The 17,143-nt window shown below is 63.2% G+C and carries 18 protein-coding genes; 7 read left to right on the top strand and 11 right to left on the bottom strand.

Annotation, left to right across the window (positions count from 1 at the left end):
* Window positions 1-5 precede the first annotated feature (5 nt).
* Together EJ079_RS14820 and EJ079_RS14815 are read right to left on the bottom strand one after the other, a co-directional pair.
* Window positions 6-446: a hypothetical protein gene (locus tag EJ079_RS14820; RefSeq protein ID WP_127395266.1), complete on the bottom strand. Its 441-nt coding sequence runs from the start codon at window positions 444-446 to the stop codon at window positions 6-8.
* Window positions 446-1,699 (bottom strand): sarcosine oxidase subunit beta, encoded by a 1,254-nt coding sequence (locus EJ079_RS14815; protein WP_127809352.1) that lies wholly within the window; start codon window positions 1,697-1,699, stop codon window positions 446-448. The genes EJ079_RS14820 and EJ079_RS14815 overlap by 1 nt, the downstream gene beginning before the upstream one ends.
* Before the next feature lie 268 nt (window positions 1,700-1,967).
* Here EJ079_RS14815 and EJ079_RS14810 point away from each other — a divergent pair, with 268 nt between their 5' ends.
* From EJ079_RS14810 to EJ079_RS14780, 7 genes are all read left to right on the top strand, one after another.
* Window positions 1,968-2,726 carry an SDR family oxidoreductase gene (locus EJ079_RS14810; protein ID WP_127809351.1) on the top strand — a complete coding sequence of 253 codons (759 nt, stop codon included), beginning with the start codon at window positions 1,968-1,970 and terminating at the stop codon, window positions 2,724-2,726.
* 108 nt (window positions 2,727-2,834) lie between these two features.
* The gene (locus tag EJ079_RS14805) at window positions 2,835-3,221 is read left to right on the top strand and encodes an SET domain-containing protein-lysine N-methyltransferase (RefSeq protein ID WP_127395264.1); all 387 of its coding nucleotides are present in this window, start codon (window positions 2,835-2,837) and stop codon (window positions 3,219-3,221) included.
* A gap of 201 nt (window positions 3,222-3,422) precedes the next feature.
* Complete coding sequence (gene rpsU / locus EJ079_RS14800) at window positions 3,423-3,701, top strand: 30S ribosomal protein S21 (protein ID WP_023810129.1); 279 nt, start codon at window positions 3,423-3,425, stop codon at window positions 3,699-3,701.
* Window positions 3,702-3,839: 138 nt separating this feature from the next.
* Window positions 3,840-4,682: a tetratricopeptide repeat protein gene (locus EJ079_RS14795; RefSeq protein ID WP_127267752.1), complete on the top strand. Its 843-nt coding sequence runs from the start codon at window positions 3,840-3,842 to the stop codon at window positions 4,680-4,682.
* Between the two features lie 203 nt (window positions 4,683-4,885).
* Window positions 4,886-5,362, top strand: a complete 477-nt coding sequence (locus EJ079_RS14790; RefSeq protein ID WP_127290636.1) for a DUF992 domain-containing protein — start codon at window positions 4,886-4,888, stop codon at window positions 5,360-5,362.
* A gap of 94 nt (window positions 5,363-5,456) precedes the next feature.
* Window positions 5,457-5,936 carry a DUF992 domain-containing protein gene (locus EJ079_RS14785; RefSeq protein WP_023810132.1) on the top strand — a complete coding sequence of 160 codons (480 nt, stop codon included), beginning with the start codon at window positions 5,457-5,459 and terminating at the stop codon, window positions 5,934-5,936.
* A 211-nt stretch (window positions 5,937-6,147) separates the two neighbouring features.
* On the top strand, window positions 6,148-7,584 hold the full coding sequence (locus EJ079_RS14780) for an MFS transporter (protein WP_127409006.1): 1,437 nt from the start codon (window positions 6,148-6,150) through the stop codon (window positions 7,582-7,584).
* A 12-nt stretch (window positions 7,585-7,596) separates the two neighbouring features.
* Here the strand turns inward: EJ079_RS14780 and EJ079_RS14775 are convergent, their stop codons facing one another.
* The 9 genes from EJ079_RS14775 to EJ079_RS14730 form a co-directional block, all read right to left on the bottom strand.
* Window positions 7,597-8,289 carry a response regulator transcription factor gene (locus EJ079_RS14775; RefSeq protein WP_127409005.1) on the bottom strand — a complete coding sequence of 231 codons (693 nt, stop codon included), beginning with the start codon at window positions 8,287-8,289 and terminating at the stop codon, window positions 7,597-7,599.
* Window positions 8,286-11,021, bottom strand: a complete 2,736-nt coding sequence (locus EJ079_RS14770) for a sensor histidine kinase KdpD (protein ID WP_127809350.1) — start codon at window positions 11,019-11,021, stop codon at window positions 8,286-8,288. Before EJ079_RS14770 ends, EJ079_RS14775 begins: the two co-directional genes overlap by 4 nt.
* Window positions 11,022-11,075: 54 nt before the next feature.
* Complete coding sequence (gene kdpC / locus EJ079_RS14765) at window positions 11,076-11,642, bottom strand: potassium-transporting ATPase subunit KdpC (RefSeq protein WP_127321033.1); 567 nt, start codon at window positions 11,640-11,642, stop codon at window positions 11,076-11,078.
* A 12-nt stretch (window positions 11,643-11,654) separates the two neighbouring features.
* Window positions 11,655-13,748, bottom strand: a complete 2,094-nt coding sequence (gene kdpB, locus EJ079_RS14760) for a potassium-transporting ATPase subunit KdpB (protein WP_127809349.1) — start codon at window positions 13,746-13,748, stop codon at window positions 11,655-11,657.
* Window positions 13,745-13,960: a hypothetical protein gene (locus tag EJ079_RS14755; RefSeq protein WP_127270652.1), complete on the bottom strand. Its 216-nt coding sequence runs from the start codon at window positions 13,958-13,960 to the stop codon at window positions 13,745-13,747. Before EJ079_RS14755 ends, kdpB begins: the two co-directional genes overlap by 4 nt.
* Window positions 13,961-13,967: 7 nt before the next feature.
* A complete protein-coding gene (gene kdpA, locus EJ079_RS14750; protein WP_127809348.1) occupies window positions 13,968-15,671 on the bottom strand; it encodes a potassium-transporting ATPase subunit KdpA in 1,704 nt (567 codons plus the stop codon).
* Between the two features lie 20 nt (window positions 15,672-15,691).
* Window positions 15,692-15,781 (bottom strand): K(+)-transporting ATPase subunit F, encoded by a 90-nt coding sequence (locus EJ079_RS14745; RefSeq protein ID WP_032808122.1) that lies wholly within the window; start codon window positions 15,779-15,781, stop codon window positions 15,692-15,694.
* Between the two features lie 449 nt (window positions 15,782-16,230).
* Window positions 16,231-16,533: a DUF982 domain-containing protein gene (locus EJ079_RS14735; protein ID WP_127269540.1), complete on the bottom strand. Its 303-nt coding sequence runs from the start codon at window positions 16,531-16,533 to the stop codon at window positions 16,231-16,233.
* Between the two features lie 259 nt (window positions 16,534-16,792).
* Complete coding sequence (locus EJ079_RS14730) at window positions 16,793-17,017, bottom strand: alkylphosphonate utilization protein (RefSeq protein ID WP_013529641.1); 225 nt, start codon at window positions 17,015-17,017, stop codon at window positions 16,793-16,795.
* Window positions 17,018-17,143: the final 126 nt, after the last annotated feature.

The following is a 17,143-nucleotide window of genomic DNA, read 5'->3' as shown; positions in this document are numbered from 1 at the left end:
CGTTCCTACAATTCGCCGTGGCCGACGCGGGCGCCCGCCGGTTGATCGCAAAGCTTCTGTCCCAGGGTCGCGAACGGTGCGACGAGCCGGATGCGCTCTTCCACGCTTGCAGCGGGACGAAAAAGATCGCGGGACGCCATGTTGCCGAGGGTGAGCTGGATCGGATCGGTTGTGACGATGACTTGACGCGGCTGGAATGTCTCGTCTTCTTCGAGCCCTTCGGGTCGTCCCTCGAAGAACATCACCACCCTCTGGCCGCCGCTCCAGACGCAGGCCAACGTGCCGTCATCGACCGAAAACGGCCAGCCGGCTTCGTTGCCGGCACGGCTGATCGGCTGCGTGCGCACTTCATCCGGCGAGGGAAAATGGAACATGCCCCGTTCTCCCGCCAGCACTTGCTCCCCCGCCAGCATCAGCGGCATCGCGACAGCCATCTCAGCCATCATCAGTGCGCCACCGCCGCCGCCGCCGCCTCGTCGATGAGCCGGCCGGTGCGGAAACGCTCGATGGTGAAGGGCGAGTTGATCGGATGCGGATCGTCTTTCGCGATGGTGTGGGCAAAGACATGGCCCGAACCCGGCGTTGCCTTGAAGCCGCCCGTGCCCCAACCGCAATTGACATAGAGGCCCGGCACCGGCGTCTTGGCCAGGATCGGCGAGCGGTCGGGCGTGACGTCGACAATGCCGCCCCACGAGCGCAGCATCTTCATGCGCGTGAAGATCGGGAACATCTCGCAGATGGCGTCGAGCGTATGTTGCAATATGTGCAAGCCGCCGGTCTGCGAATAGGAGACATACTGGTCGGTGCCGGCGCCGATCACCAGCTCGCCCTTGTCGGACTGCGAGATATAGGCGTGCACCGTGTTCGACATCACCACGCAGGGCACCACCGGCTTGACCGGTTCCGACACCAGCGCCTGCAGCGGGTAACTTTCCAGCGGCATGCGCACGCCTGCCATGTTCATGATGACGGAGGAATGGCCGGCGGCAACGACGCCGACCTTCTTGGCGCCGATGAAGCCGCGCGTCGTGTCCACGCCCATGACCGCGCCATTTGGCGCCCGCTTGACCCCGGTGACCTCGCAATTCTGGATGATGTGGACGCCGCGCGCCGAGGCGCCGCGCGCATAGCCCCAGGCAACGGCATCATGACGGGCCGTGCCGCCGCGCCGCTGCAGCGACGCACCGACCACCGGATAGCGCGCATCCTTGGAGGTGTTGAGCGGTGGGCAGAATTCCTTCGCCTGCTCCGGCGTCAGCCATTCATTGTCGATGCCGTTCAGCCGGTTGGCGTGCACGTGGCGCTTCAGCACCTGGACGTCGTGCACATTGTGGGCGAGCATCATGACGCCGCGCGCCGAATACATGACGTTGTAGTTGAGTTCCTGGCTCAAGCCATCCCACAGCTTCAGCGCATGGTCGTAGATGCCGGCGCTCTCGTCATAGAGATAGTTGGAACGGATGATGGTGGTGTTGCGGCCGGTGTTGCCGCCGCCGAGCCAGCCCTTTTCCAGCACCGCGACATTGGTGATGCCGTGCACGGTGGCGAGGTAATAGGCGGTGGCCAGGCCATGGCCGCCGGCGCCGACGATGATGACGTCGTATTCTTTCCTGGGCTCAGGCGAGGACCACTGTTCCTCCCAGCCCTTGTGACCGCGCATGGCTTCACGGGCGATGGCGAATACCGAATATTTCTTCAACGTCCCAACCTCGCCCCAAAAAGGCTTCGCGAATGGCGGCCGGCGTTCATTCGGTCCCGGCGCGCGAGGTGTATCACTAGCGAAACAGCGCTTCCACCCTTGCGCTGTTTGCGACGGCGCTTGCCGTTTTGCGCCGTGGCGGAAAAGACGCATCCGGCGCGTCGGCGCTTTCCAGCATCTTGGCACGTATCGGGTGGCTCGCCTTGCCTCGATCTGCGACCAAGCATCCCAACTGCCGGTCAGGCCGGCGCGAAGAAAGGATGCAAAAATGTTCGCACTCGCCAACAAGATCGCCATCGTCACCGGCGCCAGCTCCGGCATCGGCCGGGCCTCGGCAAAACTCTTTGCCGAGGAAGGCGCCAAGGTCATCGTCGCCGCCCGCCGTCAGGCCGAGCTCGATACGCTCGTCGCCGAAATCGCGGACGCCGACGGCATCGCCATCGCGCTTGCCGGCGATGTTCGCGACGAAGCCTACGCAAAAGCCCTGGTCGATCTGGCGGTCGAAAAGTTCGGTGGGCTCGACATCGCCTTCAACAATGCCGGCGCCGTCGGCCGGATGGGGCCGATTTCGGACCTGCCGCTGGAAGGCTGGCGCGAGACGCTCGACACCAATCTCACCAGCGCGTTTCTCGGCGCCAAATACCAGGTGCCGGCAATGATCGAGCGTGGCGGTGGTTCGCTGATCTTCACCTCCACCTTCGTCGGCCACACCGTGGGCATGCCAGGCATGACCAGCTATGCCGCGAGCAAGGCCAGCCTGATCGGACTGACACAGGTGCTTGCCGCCGAATACGGCCCGAAAGGTGTGCGGGTCAACGCGCTGCTGCCCGGCGGCACGGACACGCCGGCGGCAACCTTCAAGACTCCGGAATCGCGGACCTTCGTCGAAGGCCTGCATGCTTTGAAGCGTATCGCTATGCCGGAGGAGATCGCCCGCTCGGCACTCTATCTCGCCTCCGACGCCTCGAGCTTCACCACCGGAGCGGCTCTGTTTGCCGATGGCGGCGTGTCGATCAATCGGACGTGAAGATTCCAGCGGCGGGATGCATGTTCATAGCCGCCAGGCAAACAGCCGCTCTTGATTTTTCGCCGCGATTTGGCGATTCCGTTCCTGTCTAAAAGCGGGTCTGGAACCATGATGCTGATCAGAACCTATGTGACTGCGAGCGCGATCGAAGGCGTCGGCGTGTTCGCCGCGGAGCCGATCGGGAAAGGCGCTTCGATCTGGCGGCTCGATCCGGATTTCGACCGGCTGATCCCCATGGACAAATACGAGACGGCACCCCCGCATCTCAGGGAACTGCTCGACCGCTATGCCTATCCGAGCCCGGACCGGCCGGGTTTCATGGTTTATGAAGTCGACAATGGCCGCTTCATGAACCATTCCAGCAATCCGAATACGGATTTTTCGCAATATGGCGGAGCCACCGCGACCCGCGACATCGCCGTGGGCGAGGAGATCACCTGCGACTACGGCGAGTTCTTCGAGGATTTCGAGCTGCTGCACCTCGCGACGGCCTAGTCGGCTCCTTATATCATGGGCAAGTGGCACACTTGTCCCAGGGCAAACAGACGGCGGCTGGCCCCGCAAATTCATTTCCACTGTGGACAGCGCGGCATGATTCTGCTATCAGCCGCCCCAATTCGTGGTGTAAACCGCCGCGGAGGCTAGTGGCTATGGCCGCTTGCCTGTTGATATCAAACCCGAAAGACAGGATTGCCCGTGCAGGTACTCGTCCGCGACAATAACGTTGATCAGGCGCTTCGCGCTCTCAAGAAGAAGATGCAGCGCGAAGGCATTTTCCGCGAAATGAAGATGCGCGGTCACTACGAGAAGCCGTCCGAGAAGCGCGCCCGTGAAAAGGCTGAAGCCGTCCGCCGCGCCCGCAAGCTGGCCCGCAAGCGCGCCCAGCGCGAAGGCCTGCTGCCGATGACGCCGCGCCCGGTCGCTGCTGGCGCCGCCGGCGGTGCAGGTGGCGCTCCGCGTCCGCCGCGGTTCTAACGCCAATTTTTCGTCCTTTTCGAAGGATATCAGAGGTGGCGCGATGTAGAATCGCCGCCACCTTTTTGTTTTGATGTGACCGGTCCGGAGGGGGAGCCGGACCTGAACGACGCGGCTTGAAGTGAGGACAGGGCAGACATGAACGCAACAAGCGTGGAGCGCGGGACCGCATTGCGTGGTTTCGCCCTGACAGCGGCCCTGCTCTCCGGACTGGCGCTTGCCGGCTGCCAAACGGCGGGCCCGACCGGTGAATTCAACAACATCGACAAGGCGCAAGGGTCGAGCGAGAACATTTCCTCGCTGTCGGCGGTCATCCAGCGCAATCCCCAGGATCCCGAAGGCTACAATGTGCGCGGCTCGGCCTATGGCCGTGGCGGTCAGTACCAGGCGGCGCTCAAGGATTTCAATCAAGCCATCCAGCTCAACCCGAATTTCTTCCAGGCCTATTCGAACCGCGCGCTCATCCAGCGCTTCCTCGGCAATCAGGAAGCCGCGCTCGCGGACTACAACCGTTCGATCCAGATCAACGGCAACTACGACGCCGCCTATATCGGCCGCGGCAATCTCTACCGCAAGGCGGGTCGCACCCAGGACGCCTTCAACGACTTCCAGAAGGCAATCCAGCTCGATACGACCGACGCGCGCGCCTACCACAATCGAGGCCTGATCTATCAGAGCCAGGGCCAGCACAAATTCGCCATCGAGGACTTCTCGACCGCCATCTCACTGGCGCCGGACGCCGCCGAGCCCTACAACGGCCGCGGCCTCTCCTATCTGGCGACCAACGACGAGGACAACGCCTTTTCCGATTTCAACATGGCGATCAAGCTCGACGGCAGGAATGCCGAGGCCTGGTCCAACCAGGCGCTGATCTATGAGCGGCGCGGCGACAAGGCGAAGGCCGCGAAATCCTATAAGGAAGCCGTTCGCCTCGACCCTACCTACCAGCCGGCCAAGGATGGCCTCGCCCGCGTCAGCTGATCTCGGTTTCGGCTTCCCATACAAATCCGCGTGACATCCAAGTGCCGCGGGATCCTTTGCGTGTCCGAAAAGGACGCACTTCGCAACCGCGCATTAACCCCGGCAGGAGGCTTTCGGCCCCTGCCTTGATCGCGCCAAGTTTTCAGCGGAACGGTCTACCCACCCAAGCCGTTGTTGAAAGTATTTTGCGAAAGGACCCTCCCATGATCAAGAAACTCGCCTGCGCCGCTGCCCTCGCCACGACGATGTTCGCGGTGGCTCCGGCCAGCGCCGGCAAGCTGCAACTCGGCACGCTCGATTGCACCATCGACGGCGGCACCGCTTATATCGTAGCTTCCAACAAGGGCGTGTCCTGTGTCTTCCGGCCTCATCATCACGGGCCGTCCGAGATTTACACAGGCGTCATCTCCAAGATCGGCCTCGATGTCGGCCAGACGCATCAGGGCCAGCTCGTCTGGGCCGTGCTGGCCGCGACCCGGGATCGTGACGGAGGCGATCTCGCCGGCAGCTACTACGGTGTCAACGCCGAGGCGAGCGTGGTGACCGGCGGCGGCGCCAATCTGCTGGTTGGCGGCCTGGACAGCGCCGTCATGCTGGAGCCGCTCAGCGTCCAAGCGCAGACCGGCGTCAACCTTGCCGTGGCTGTGACCTCGCTCCAGCTGATCCACTCATTCAAGTGATTGCATGGAGCCGTGCGCTCCATGACCCCTCACCCCGCGGCGCGGAACCAGATAGGATGGTTTCGCGCCGTTTGATTTTGGAGGGGGAACCATCATGCTGAAGACAGCCATAGCTGCCGCCATGTTCACCACGCTATCCGGAGCGGTGCAGGCGCAGGACCGAGGCATGGAAGTCGGTACGCTTGACTGCGCCATAGGCGGCGGCACCGGCTTCATCTTCGGCTCGAGCAAGGACCTGAGCTGCACCTTCAACCCCGCCGACAAAAGCTTCGCGCCGGAAGCCTATTTCGGCGCCGTCAACAAATACGGCCTCGACATCGGCACGACGAAGCAGACGGTCATGCAGTGGATCGTGCTGACGCCGCTGAAGAACATCTATGCACCGGGTGCGCTGGCCGGCGACTATATCGGCGCCAGCGCGGAGGTGACGGCCGCCGTCGGCGCCGGCGCCAATCTGCTGGTCGGCGGCTCCTCTCAGGCCTTCACCTTGCAGCCGCTCAGCTTGCAGACGCAGACTGGCATGAACCTCGCGATCGGCGTCAGCCAATTCCAGCTGCGCAGCACCGAGAATTGATCGCGCAACGAAGCCCGCCAACCGAAGGGGCATCCGCGCGAACGGCCCTCAAAAAAACGCTTGAGCTCAACCCCGGTTGAGGTTTTACAAGCCTGCCCCGAGCGCAACAACGCCTCGATCCAGCGCTGTCGATTCGCATGGTCCTGCCGGAAACCCGTACTGGCTTCTGGCGTCCTGCGCTGGCGTCGAGATATGCAAGACGGGGGTGGAAATGACCGAGATCAGCACGAACAGGGTCGACTGGCGCGTATTGTGGGCAAGCGGCGACCTGGCGCGCTTCTGCTTCATCAGCCTCGGCATTCTGCTGCACGCCACCAACGAAACGATGGTGGCAACGGTTATGCCGGCCATGGTCGGCGAACTGGCGGGCGTACAGCTCGTCGGCTGGTCGCTGGCGATCTACGAACTCGGCGCCATCGTTGCCGGCGCGGCCGCCGGACGACTGGTGAGTTATGTCCCCTTGCGCACCAACATGGTGGTCGCCGCGCTGCTCTACGCAACAGGCGCGCTGATATGCGCCACCTCGCCTTCCATGCAGCTGTTCCTCGCCGGCCGCCTGATCGAAGGACTTGGCGGCGGTGCGCTGGTGTCGCTGGCCTTCGTCTCGGTCGAACGACTGTTCTCGCGCGCCATCTGGCCGCAGCTTTTCGGCATCATGTCGGCGATCTGGGGCGTCGCCGCCTTCAGCGGACCATTGCTCGGCGCGATCATGACCGAGCTGTTGTCATGGCGCTGGGCCTTCGGCATCTTCACACTCGGCGGCGCCGCCATGGCGCTGGCAAGCTTCCTCGTGCTCGACACGCCGCAGGCGACGAAACCCAAGACGAGCACGGGTAAGGCGCCGCCCTTCCCGTTCGCGGCCCTTGGCTGCCTTGCCGTCGCCGTGGTGCTGATCGCCTCGGCCGGCGTCGACATCGCCTTGCTGCGCTCTTCGCTGCTGATGGCCCTCGGACTCATCGGCCTGGTGCTGTTCTTCACCATCGACGCGCTGAAGCCGCGTTCGCGGCTGTTCCCGGCGCGGCTGTTCTCATGGCGCACGCCGGTCGGCGCCGGCATGACCATGGTTGCCGCCTTTTCGGTGGCGACCTGTTCCTTCGGCGTCTACGGACCGCTGTTGCTGACCAGCCTTCACGACATTCCGCTGTTGACGACCGGCTACATCATCGCCGCCGAATCGATAGCCTGGTCGATCCTCTCGATCCTGGTCGCCAACGCGCCGCCGCAGCGCGAGCGGCTGATCATCGTCGGCGGCGCGGTGATGATCGCGGCCGGCATCGCCGGCTTTGCGTATGCGATACCCCTGGGCTCCATCCCGCTGATCCTGATGTGTGCCCTGTTGCAGGGCGGCGGCTTCGGCATCGCCTGGCCGTTCCTGACGCGCGTCATCGTCGCCTCCGCCCCGGAGGGCGAGCAGACCATCGCCTCGGCGGCGGTGCCGACCATGCAGCGCATCGGCTATGCCGTGGGCGCCGCACTCGCCGGCATCGTCGCCAACGCCAGCGGCTTTTCGCAAGGCCTGAACCACGACGCGGCGGCGAATGTCGCGTCGTGGTTGTTTCTTGCCTTCGTGCCGCTCGGCATTGTCGGCTGCCTCGCGGCTTTGCGGGTTTCCAGACCGCTTGGCCAGCCACGGGAAGCTATCGGCTAAAACCTGGCCTGCTCATTCGGCCTCGCGCAGGCGGTAGCCGACGCCGGTCTCGGTGGTGATGTAGCGCGGCTGGTCGGGGCTCTTCTCGATCTTTTGCCTGAGCTGCCGGACATAGACCCTGAGATACTGCACATCGGTCGAGTCGCCCCAGACCTGCTTCAACAGGAAATGATGGGTCAGCACCTTGCCGGCGTGCTGCACCAGCATGCGCAGGATGTCGTATTCCTTCGGCGACAGCTTTACCTCCTTGCCCTCGACCTTGACGATGCGCTTGACCAGGTCGACGCTGAGATCGCCGGTCTGGAAAATCGGCTTCTCGCCCTGTTGCTGGAACTTGTGGCGGAGCGCCACGCGAATGCGCGCCACCAGCTCGTTCATGCCGAAAGGTTTGGTGACATAGTCGTCGGCGCCGAGTTCCAGGGCCTGGACGATGCCGGCCTCGTCGGTTCGGCTGGACAGCATGACCACTGGAATGTCGAGACCATCGTCGCGCCATTTGCGCAGCAACTCATGACCGCTCATGCCGGGCAGCCCAAGGTCGAGCAGGACGAGGTCCGGCTTCTCCGCCTCCATCAGCTCGATCGCCACCTTCGCGTTCGGCGCCTCGCTGACCGCATAACCTTGACTGCCGAGCCCGACGCGCAGCAGCTTGCGGATCGGCGGCTCGTCATCGACGACCAATATCCTGACGTTCGAGTTTGTCATGCCAGGTCACCCACGTCGTGGTCGTCGGTATTCGAAGCGTCGAAATTGGGCGGATTTGCCGGCCTGGGCATTTTGATGGTGAACACCGCGCCCGAACCGTCGGTCCGGTTTGCCGCCATGATGGTGCCACCCATCGCTTCGACGAAGCCGCGGCAGATCGACAGGCCGAGCCCCGTACCGGCGCGGATCTGGTCCCCCTTGCGCACTCGATAGAACGTGTCGAAAATCCGTTCCAGATCGCCGGGAGGAATGCCTGGCCCTTCATCCATGATTTGCAGCAGGACGGAGCCATTGTCGGTCCAACCCTGCATGCGAATCGTCGAGCTTGCCGGGGCATATTTCGCCGCATTGTCGAGAAGATTGAACAACGCTTGCTCGAACAGCACCGGGTCGACCTTCAACATCGGCAAATCCCTGGGGATGTCGGTCTCGATCTTGTGCTCGCCAATGATTTTCCTGGCCCTTTGCAAGGCGGAGCCGACGATGTCGCCGACATAGTGAAAGGCGTAGTTCGGCTCCATCGCGCCGGACTCGATCTTGGTCATGTCGAGCAGATTGGCGATGAAGCGGTTCAACCGCTCGGATTCGTCGAGCACCGTCGACAGCAGTTCGGCCCGGTCCGGTTCGGGAAGCGCTGCTGAAAAATCCCGCAGCGTGCCGGCCGCGCCCATGATGGCGGCGAGCGGCGTTTTCAGATCATGGGAAATGGAGGTGAGCAGCGCCGAGCGCAGCCTGTCCGCCTCAGCGGCGAGCTTGGCGCGGTCGACGTCGGCAACCAGTTGTATACGCTCGATGGCGACCGCCGCCTGGTCGGCCAGTGCGTCAAGCAGCCGCTGCTGCTCGGGCGTCAGCAGCGGACCCTGCTTGTCGTTGTCGAGGCCGACGACCCCGATGGCCGTGCGCCCCGTCCGCAAGGGCAAATAGAGGCGCCGGGCGCCCGGAAGGGTGTCAGCGCCGCGACCCGCGGCACGATTGTGCTCCCAGGCCCAGCGGGCGGCGGCGATGTCGGCCTCGGCCAGCGTGTCGTCCGGCGGATAGCCGGCCTTGACGGTGATCGTCCCGTCTTCCGGCAAAAGCAGCACCACGCGCAGCTTCAGCATCGAGGCGATCTGGAAGGCCGTGGCCCAAAGGACGTCGTCGAGCGTACCGGCGCCGGCGAGCTTCTTTGAAAAGAGGTAGATGTCTTCCGTGGCCCGCGCCCGCGAGCGGGCGGCGACCGCCTGGCGCTGCACGCGCGCCGTCAGATTGCTGGCGATGACCGCAACGACGAGAAAGACGCCGAGCGCGACGATGCTCTCCGGATCCCGGATCGTCAGCGTATAGCGAGGCTCCAGGAAGAAATAATTGAAAGCAAGGGCGCTGGCGAAACAAGCGTACAGAGCCGGCCACAGACCGCCGGTTACCGCCGATGCCAGTACGCCGATGAGAAGAATGATCGCCAGGTTGCGAACGTCGAGAAACTGGTCGAGAACGACGGCGAAGGCGAGCGAACCGATGACAAAGGCCGTGGCCTTGAGATAGGGCCAGATCTCGAACTGCCACTGCTCGTCCGCCGCCTTGACGCTCCTCGACGTCACCTCGGCGTTGCGTTCGGTTCCTGAAATCACATGGACGCTGATGTCGCCGGCATTGCGGATGAGATCGTAGGTGAGCGAGCCTTCGATCAATTCCCGCCAGCGCGACCGGGTCGGCCTGCCGACCACGATATGGGTGAAATTGTTCGCCGTCGCATGGCGAACAATGTCCTGCGCGATGTTCTGACCGGGAATGGTGGTCACCTCGGCGCCGAGCTGCTCCGCAAGGCGAAGGTTCGTCGCGAGCCGATCCTTGTCCGCTTCGGGCATGCTGGCCGAGCGAGGGCTGTCGACATGCAGCGCCGTCCACGGGGCACGGAGCCGGTCGGCCAGCCTGCGCGCGTAGCGAATACGCGCCGCCCCGCCCGGACGCGCGTCGACGCAGACGAGAACCCTTTCCCCCGCGGCCCACGGTCCGGGAATGGCGTGGGCCTGCATATGGATCAGCAACTGGTCGTCGACGCGCTGCGCGGTGCGCCGCAGCGCCAGTTCCCTGAGCGCCGTCAGATTGCCCGGCGAGAAATAGTTCTCGATCGCGCGCTGCGCGGTGTTGGGGAAATAGACCTTGCCTTCCTCGAGCCGCTTGATCAGGTCGTCGGGGGTGAGATCGATGATCTCGACATCGTCGGCCTGGTCTATGATGGAATCGGGAACCGTCTCGCGAACCCTGACCTTGGTGATCTGGGCGACGACGTCGTTCAGGCTTTCGACATGCTGGATGTTGAGCGTCGTGTAGACGTCGATACCGTGCGTCAGGATTTCCTGGACATCGAGATAGCGCTTGGGATGGCGGCTGCCGGGCGCATTGGTGTGGGCGAGTTCGTCGACAAGAACCAGCGCCGGGCGCCGGGCGAGGATGGCGTCGATATCCATCTCGTCGAGGATGCGCCCCTTGTAGTCGACCTTGCGGCGGGGAATGACCTCATAACCCTCGACCAGGGCCAGTGTCTCCTTGCGCCCATGCGTCTCGACGACACCGATCACCACATCCACGCCGTCGGTCAGCCTGGCGCGGCCCGACATCAGCATCTCGTAGGTCTTGCCTACGCCGGGAGCGGCACCCAGGAATATACGCAGCCGGCCGCGACCTTCCCGCTCGGCATGGTCAAGCAGTGCGTCGGGAGAAGGTCTGGCGTCGTTGTTTCTGTCGTCCGGCATCGGGACCGATCATGGATGGCGCGGGGGATACTGTCGATCCCCGGCCCGCACCATTCACTGTTTCGCGGCGTCCAGCGCAAGGTTGAGACCGAGCACATTGACCACAGGCTCGCCCATGAAGCCAAGCTCCCTGCCCTCGACTTGGGCATCGACAAGCGCCTTGACCTTGGCTTCATCGATCCCCCTGGCCTTGGCCACCCTGGCGGCCTGGAAGTAAGCTGCTTCGGGACTGATATCGGGATCGAGGCCACTGCCGGACGTCGTCACCAGGTCCATCGGGACGGGCTGGTTCGGATTCTCCGCCTTCAGTCTTTCCGCGTCGCCCTTGATGCGGTCGATCAGCTTGGGATTGGTCGGGCCGAGATTGCTGCCGCTCGAGGCGGCGGCGTTGTAGCCGTCGCCGGCGGCCGAGGGGCGGCCATGGAAATACTTGTCGCTGGCAAAGCCCTGGCCGATCAGCTCGGAGCCGATAACCTTGCCATCCTTCTCGATCAGGCTGCCATTGGCCTGGCGCGGGAAGATCGCCTGGGCGATGCCGGTCATGCCCAAGGGATAGATCAGGCCGGTCAGGACCGTGAAGAAGACGATCATGATGATCGCGGGTCTTATCTGTTTGAACATGAGCGTAATTCCTTAAGCAAGGCCAAGCGCGGTGACGATCATGTCGATCGCCTTGATGCCTACGAAAGGCACGATGAGGCCGCCGAGGCCGTAGACGAGAAGATTGCGGCTGAGCAGCGCGCCGGCGCCGATGGCGCGATATTTGACGCCCTTCAGCGACAGCGGGATCAGCGCGATGATGATCAGTGCGTTGAAGATGATGGCCGACAGGATGGCGCTTTGCGGCGTCGCCAGATGCATGACGTTGAGTGCCTGCAGCGGGCCGGTCGTCTGTCCCGGTGCGACGTAGAAGACGGCGAACATCGCCGGAATGATGGCGAAATACTTGGCCACGTCGTTGGCGATCGAGAAGGTCGTCAGCGAACCTCGCGTCATCAAGAGCGCCTTGCCGATCTCGACGATCTCGATGAGCTTGGTCGGATCGCTGTCGAGATCGATCATGTTGCCGGCCTCGCGGGCGGCAACCGTGCCGGTGTTCATGGCGACGCCGACATCGGCTTGTGCAAGGGCGGGTGCATCGTTGGTGCCGTCGCCGCACATGGCCACCAGCTTACCCTTGGCCTGTTCGTCGCGGATCAGCTTCAGCTTGTCCTCCGGTGCGGCCTGCGCGAGGAAGTCGTCGACGCCGGCTTCCGCGGCGATAGCCGCCGCCGTCATCGGGTTGTCACCGGTGATCATCACCGTGCGGATGCCCATGCGGCGCAGTTCGGTGAAACGCTCGCTGATGCCGCCCTTGACGATGTCCTTGAGGTGGACGACGCCGAGCAGGCGCCCGTCGCGTTCGACCGCCAGCGGCGTGCCGCCGGACTTGGCGATCTCGTCGGCGATGGACTGGAGATCGCGGATGGATTCGCTGCTTGGGCGCGTGCCATGGGCGGCGGCTGCCGACTGGTTGACATGGGCAAGCACGGAATCGACGGCGCCCTTGCGCACCGATGAACCATCGATGTCGACGCCGCTCATACGGGTCTGCGCTGTGAAGGGCACGAAAGTGGCGTGCAGCGTTGCCATGTCGCGGGCGCGGATGGCGTATTTCTCCTTGGCCAGCACGACGATGGAGCGGCCTTCCGGCGTCTCGTCGGCGAGCGAGGCTAGCTGAGCCGCGTCGGCCAGTTCCTGTTCGGTGACGCCCTTGACCGGGCGAAACTGCGTCGCCTGGCGGTTGCCGAGTGTGATCGTGCCGGTCTTGTCGAGCAGCAGCGTGTCGACGTCGCCTGCGGCTTCCACGGCGCGACCCGACATGGCCAGCACGTTGAATCGCACCAGACGGTCCATGCCGGCGATGCCGATGGCCGAAAGCAGCGCGCCGATCGTGGTCGGGATCAAGGTGACGAACAGCGCCACCAGAACGGTCACCGAGATATAGCCGCCCGAGTAGGAGGCAAAACTCGGGATCGTCGCGGTGGCCAGCACGAAGATCAGCGTCATGCCGACGAGCAGGATGTTGAGCGCGATCTCGTTCGGCGTCTTCTGGCGCTCGGCACCTTCGACCAGCGAGATCATGCGGTCGAGGAAGGTATGGCCGGAGGCGGCGGTGATGCGGACGCGGACCCAGTCTGACAGCACCTGGGTGCCACCGGTGACCGCCGAACGGTCGCCACCGGATTCGCGGATGACCGGCGCCGATTCGCCTGTTATCGCCGCCTCATTGACCGACGCGACGCCCTCGACCACTTCGCCGTCCGACGGGATGATGTCGCCGGCCTCGACCAGGACGGCATCGCCGACCTTGAGGCTGGTGCCGGGCACGAGTTTGTATTTGGTGCGGTCCTCACCGGTCAAGAGCTTGGCCTGGGTCTCGGTGCGTGCCTTGCGCAGCGAATCCGCCTGCGCCTTGCCGCGGCCTTCTGCGACCGCTTCGGCGAAGTTGGCGAACAGCACGGTGAACCAAAGCCAGATGATGATCTGCAGCGTAAAGCCGAGATTGCCGCCTCCGGTGACCAGGTCCTTCACGAACAGCACCGTGGTGAGCGCCGAGACGACGGCAACGACGAACATCACCGGGTTCCTGGCCAGCGTGCGCGGATCGAGCTTGCGGAAGGCGCCGCCAATGGCGGGAACCAGGATGCGTGCATCCATGATGCTTGCTGATTTCGAGTTGCTCATTTTGAAGCTCCGGCTTCGGTGTTGTTGGACGGCACCCGATGATTGGATGCCGAAAGGAAATGCGGCGGCCCGTAGGCCAGCAGCCAGAGGACGAGCATGACTGCCGCAAGGCCGAGAAACGTCGACAGGGTCGGGAAAGGAGGAGGTCTCTCCTCCTTTCGGTGATCGTCCCTGTGGCCGACCTTGCGGCGCATGGCATTGAACCAGGACATGACGGTCTCAGAAGGTCTGCCCGTGAGCCATCGCCAGGTGCTCGATGATCGGCCCGACGGCGAGCGCCGGGAAGAAGGTGAGGCCACCGACGATCAGGATGACGCCGACCAGCAGCCCGACGAACAGAGGGCCATCGGTCGGGAAGGTGCCGGCGGAAGCCGGAACCGTTTTCTTCGCCACCAGCGAGCCGGCAATGGCCAGCGCCGGGATGATGACCAGGAAGCGGCCCATCAGCATGCCGATGCCGATCGTGATGTTGTACCAGGGCGTGTTGCCGCTGAGGCCGCCAAAGGCCGAACCGTTGTTGGCCGCCGCCGAAGTGTAGGCATACAGAACCTCGGAGAAGCCGTGCGGGCCGGCATTGCCCATCGACGCCACGCCGGTCGGCAGCACGACGGCGATGGCCGTGAAGATCAGCATCGCCAGCGGCAGGCACAGTATGGCCAGCATAGCCATCTTGACCTCCTTGGCCTCGATCTTCTTGCCCAGATATTCGGGCGTGCGGCCGACCATCAGGCCGGCGACGAAGACGGCGACGACGATGTACATCAGGATGCCGTAGAGACCGGCGCCGACACCGCCGACGATAACTTCGCCAAGCTGCATGTTGATGATCGGGATCATGCCGCCGAGCGCGGTGAAGGAGCCGTGCATGGCGTTGACGGCGCCGCAGGAAGCGGCCGTGGTGATGACGGCAAACAGCGCCGACAGGGCGATGCCGAAGCGGCTCTCCTTGCCCTCCATGTTGCCGCCGTCGATGCCCAGCGCATGCACCAGCGGGTTGCCGGCGGCTTCCGCCCAGTAGCAGATGGCGACACCGGCGATGAACATGACGCCCATGGCCGAGAGGATCGCCCAGCCCTGGCGCTGGTTGCCGATCATGCGGCCGAAGACATTGGTCAAGGCGGCGCCGATGGCGAAGATCGACACCATCTGGATCAGGTTGGAGATCGCGTCGGGGTTCTCGAACGGGTGCGCGGCATTGGCGTTGAAGAAACCGCCGCCATTGGTGCCGAGCATCTTGATGGCCACCTGCGAAGCGACCGGGCCGACGGCGATGGTCTGTTGCGCGCCTTCCAGCGTCGTGGCGTTGACGTAGGCGCCGAGCGTCTGCGGCATGCCGAGCCAGACATAGACCAGCGTCAGCACGATGCAGAACGGCAGAAGCAGATAGAGTGTGGAGCGGGTCATATCGACCCAGAAATTGCCGATCGACTTGCCGGACGCCCGCGCAAAGCCGCGGATCAGCGCGATGGCGATGGCAATACCGGTAGCCGCCGAAACGAAGTTCTGCACCGTCAGTCCGGCCATCTGCACGAGATAGGACATCGTGCTCTCGCCACCATAGTTCTGCCAGTTGGTGTTGGTCATGAAGCTGGCGGCGGTGTTGAAGGCCAGCCCTGGTTCAACCGCTGTCATGCCGGCAGGGTTGTAAGGCAGGCTGCCCTGCAGACGCTGCAGCGCATAAAGCACCAGGAAGCCGGCGAGATTGAAGAGCAGCAGGGCGACCGCGTAGGTGGTCCAGTGCTGTTCCTCGCGTTCGCTGGTTCCGCAAATACGATAAAGCCCACGCTCAAGCGGGCGAAGGAACGGCGAAAGCAGCGTGCGGTCGCCGTTGAAGACGCGGTGCATGTAGCCGCCGAGCGGCTTCACCAGCAAAACGACGATCCCGCAATAGACCAGGATCTGTATCCAACCGTTCAGTGTCATGGGTGTGGCTTTCCGTGCCTTCAGAAGCGTTCTGGACGAACGAGGGCGTATGTCAGGTAGGCGAGCAGGAACAGCGTAACGCCGCCACCGAGAATATAGTCGACGATCATTTTTTCAGCCTCGCTCTAGAGCGCGTCACAAGCTTTTATGTAGGCGAAACAAAGGGCAAAGAACAAAATTCCGATTCCGATAACGGCCATATCCATTGTGTTTATTCCTTTTGTTCTTTTGTACTTTGCGAATTTGACAGGAGAGTTCGCAATATCTCGAAAGTGTCCCGTCGCATCTTTGGCGACTGAACCGGTTGTATTTTCTAAAAGGAATATGGACCCGATCGCCATAAAGGTTCGAGACGGGGCGCAGTGGAAAGAAATAGGAATTTCATAAAGATTTTTTGCGCGGGCTCTTCCCGACACTCCACGCAGGGATTGTCGCCCAAGACACACGGCTACAGGATTGCGATTTCCTTGCGAGCTGCCGGAAACGCGAAAGCCCGGCTGAGGGCCAGCCGGGCTTTCTATGGTGGTGTGGCTTTAGCCGCCACGGAGAACATCAATCTTCAGGCGGCGTAGCCGCCATAGCCACGCGCAACGGCGTGCACGCCCGCCACCGGCTCGAGGTCCGGCCACAGGATGCCGGCGGCTTGCGCGAATTCGAGCAACGCCCGGCGCGCCTGCTCGACGCTCACATAACCTGGAACGGCCAGATCACATGTCTCCACCGCGTTTCGGTAAAGCGGGCCGCGGCGGGAGGTCGTCCAATTGGTGAGGAAATCGTGCATTTCGGCCAGCGAGGCAATCTCGCGCTTGAAGCCGAGGCCGACCGACAGTGCGACCGGTGAATGAAACAGCTTGTCGTGCATGAAGCGGGCTCCTGGTTTTTCGCGCGCTTGGAGAGATATCCGGGCGAGTCCGCGAACGGGACGCCGTGAAACGCGCAATGAGGCCGGAGGTTCCAGCTTGGGACTTGGCGATTTTTTTGATTGTGCCTGGTCGGCGAAGTTATCAATTCGCAGCGCAACGACCGGGTGCCGGCCGCTCAACGGCTCCGCAGCCCCCTTGGCGACGGCAGGCTCTCCAAAATCCCGAAGGAGCCATCGAGATCGCTTGCCGCCTTGAGGCTCACGCCTTCTTCACGAACTCGGTCTTGAGCACCAGGCCTTTCACTTGCTTGGTATTGCATTCGATCTCGCCGGGATTGCCGTTCAGGCGGATGGCCTTCACCAACGTGCCGCGCTTGATCGTCTCCGAAGTGCCTTTGACTTTGAGGTCTTTGATCAGCGTTACGGAATCACCGTCATTCAATTGAGCGCCATTGCTGTCGCGCACGATTACATCGTTCGGCATGCCATCTCCTGTGATTTGGATCCCACTACCAGATCAGGTGAGAATCCCAAAACCGATGACGACCGGCAACCGTCAACATTTCAGGCGGCCATCTGGTGGCCGACGTGGAACATGTGCGCGAGAAGC

The sequence above is a fragment of the Mesorhizobium sp. M7A.F.Ce.TU.012.03.2.1 genome, from assembly GCF_004006095.1.
Taxonomy (GTDB): Bacteria; Pseudomonadota; Alphaproteobacteria; order Rhizobiales; family Rhizobiaceae; genus Mesorhizobium.
The sequence above is the reverse complement of the archived record's forward strand: the minus strand, read 5'-3'. Positions and strand labels throughout refer to the sequence as shown.

What these genes read in the sequence shown, in the direction of transcription:
- EJ079_RS14820 (WP_127395266.1), bottom strand. Translation starts at nt 446, where the DNA reads ATGATGGCTGAGATGGCTGTCGCGATGCCGCTGATGCTGGCGGGGGAG.
- EJ079_RS14810 (WP_127809351.1), top strand. Translation starts at nt 1,968, where the DNA reads ATGTTCGCACTCGCCAACAAGATCGCCATCGTCACCGGCGCCAGCTCC.
- EJ079_RS14805 (WP_127395264.1), top strand. Translation starts at nt 2,835, where the DNA reads ATGATGCTGATCAGAACCTATGTGACTGCGAGCGCGATCGAAGGCGTC.
- EJ079_RS14795 (WP_127267752.1), top strand. Translation starts at nt 3,840, where the DNA reads ATGAACGCAACAAGCGTGGAGCGCGGGACCGCATTGCGTGGTTTCGCC.
- EJ079_RS14790 (WP_127290636.1), top strand. Translation starts at nt 4,886, where the DNA reads ATGATCAAGAAACTCGCCTGCGCCGCTGCCCTCGCCACGACGATGTTC.
- EJ079_RS14785 (WP_023810132.1), top strand. Translation starts at nt 5,457, where the DNA reads ATGCTGAAGACAGCCATAGCTGCCGCCATGTTCACCACGCTATCCGGA.
- EJ079_RS14780 (WP_127409006.1), top strand. Translation starts at nt 6,148, where the DNA reads ATGACCGAGATCAGCACGAACAGGGTCGACTGGCGCGTATTGTGGGCA.
- EJ079_RS14775 (WP_127409005.1), bottom strand. Translation starts at nt 8,289, where the DNA reads ATGACAAACTCGAACGTCAGGATATTGGTCGTCGATGACGAGCCGCCG.
- EJ079_RS14770 (WP_127809350.1), bottom strand. Translation starts at nt 11,021, where the DNA reads ATGCCGGACGACAGAAACAACGACGCCAGACCTTCTCCCGACGCACTG.
- kdpC (WP_127321033.1), bottom strand. Translation starts at nt 11,642, where the DNA reads ATGTTCAAACAGATAAGACCCGCGATCATCATGATCGTCTTCTTCACG.
- kdpB (WP_127809349.1), bottom strand. Translation starts at nt 13,748, where the DNA reads ATGAGCAACTCGAAATCAGCAAGCATCATGGATGCACGCATCCTGGTT.
- EJ079_RS14755 (WP_127270652.1), bottom strand. Translation starts at nt 13,960, where the DNA reads ATGTCCTGGTTCAATGCCATGCGCCGCAAGGTCGGCCACAGGGACGAT.
- kdpA (WP_127809348.1), bottom strand. Translation starts at nt 15,671, where the DNA reads ATGACACTGAACGGTTGGATACAGATCCTGGTCTATTGCGGGATCGTC.
- EJ079_RS14745 (WP_032808122.1), bottom strand. Translation starts at nt 15,781, where the DNA reads ATGATCGTCGACTATATTCTCGGTGGCGGCGTTACGCTGTTCCTGCTC.
- EJ079_RS14735 (WP_127269540.1), bottom strand. Translation starts at nt 16,533, where the DNA reads ATGCACGACAAGCTGTTTCATTCACCGGTCGCACTGTCGGTCGGCCTC.
- EJ079_RS14730 (WP_013529641.1), bottom strand. Translation starts at nt 17,017, where the DNA reads ATGCCGAACGATGTAATCGTGCGCGACAGCAATGGCGCTCAATTGAAT.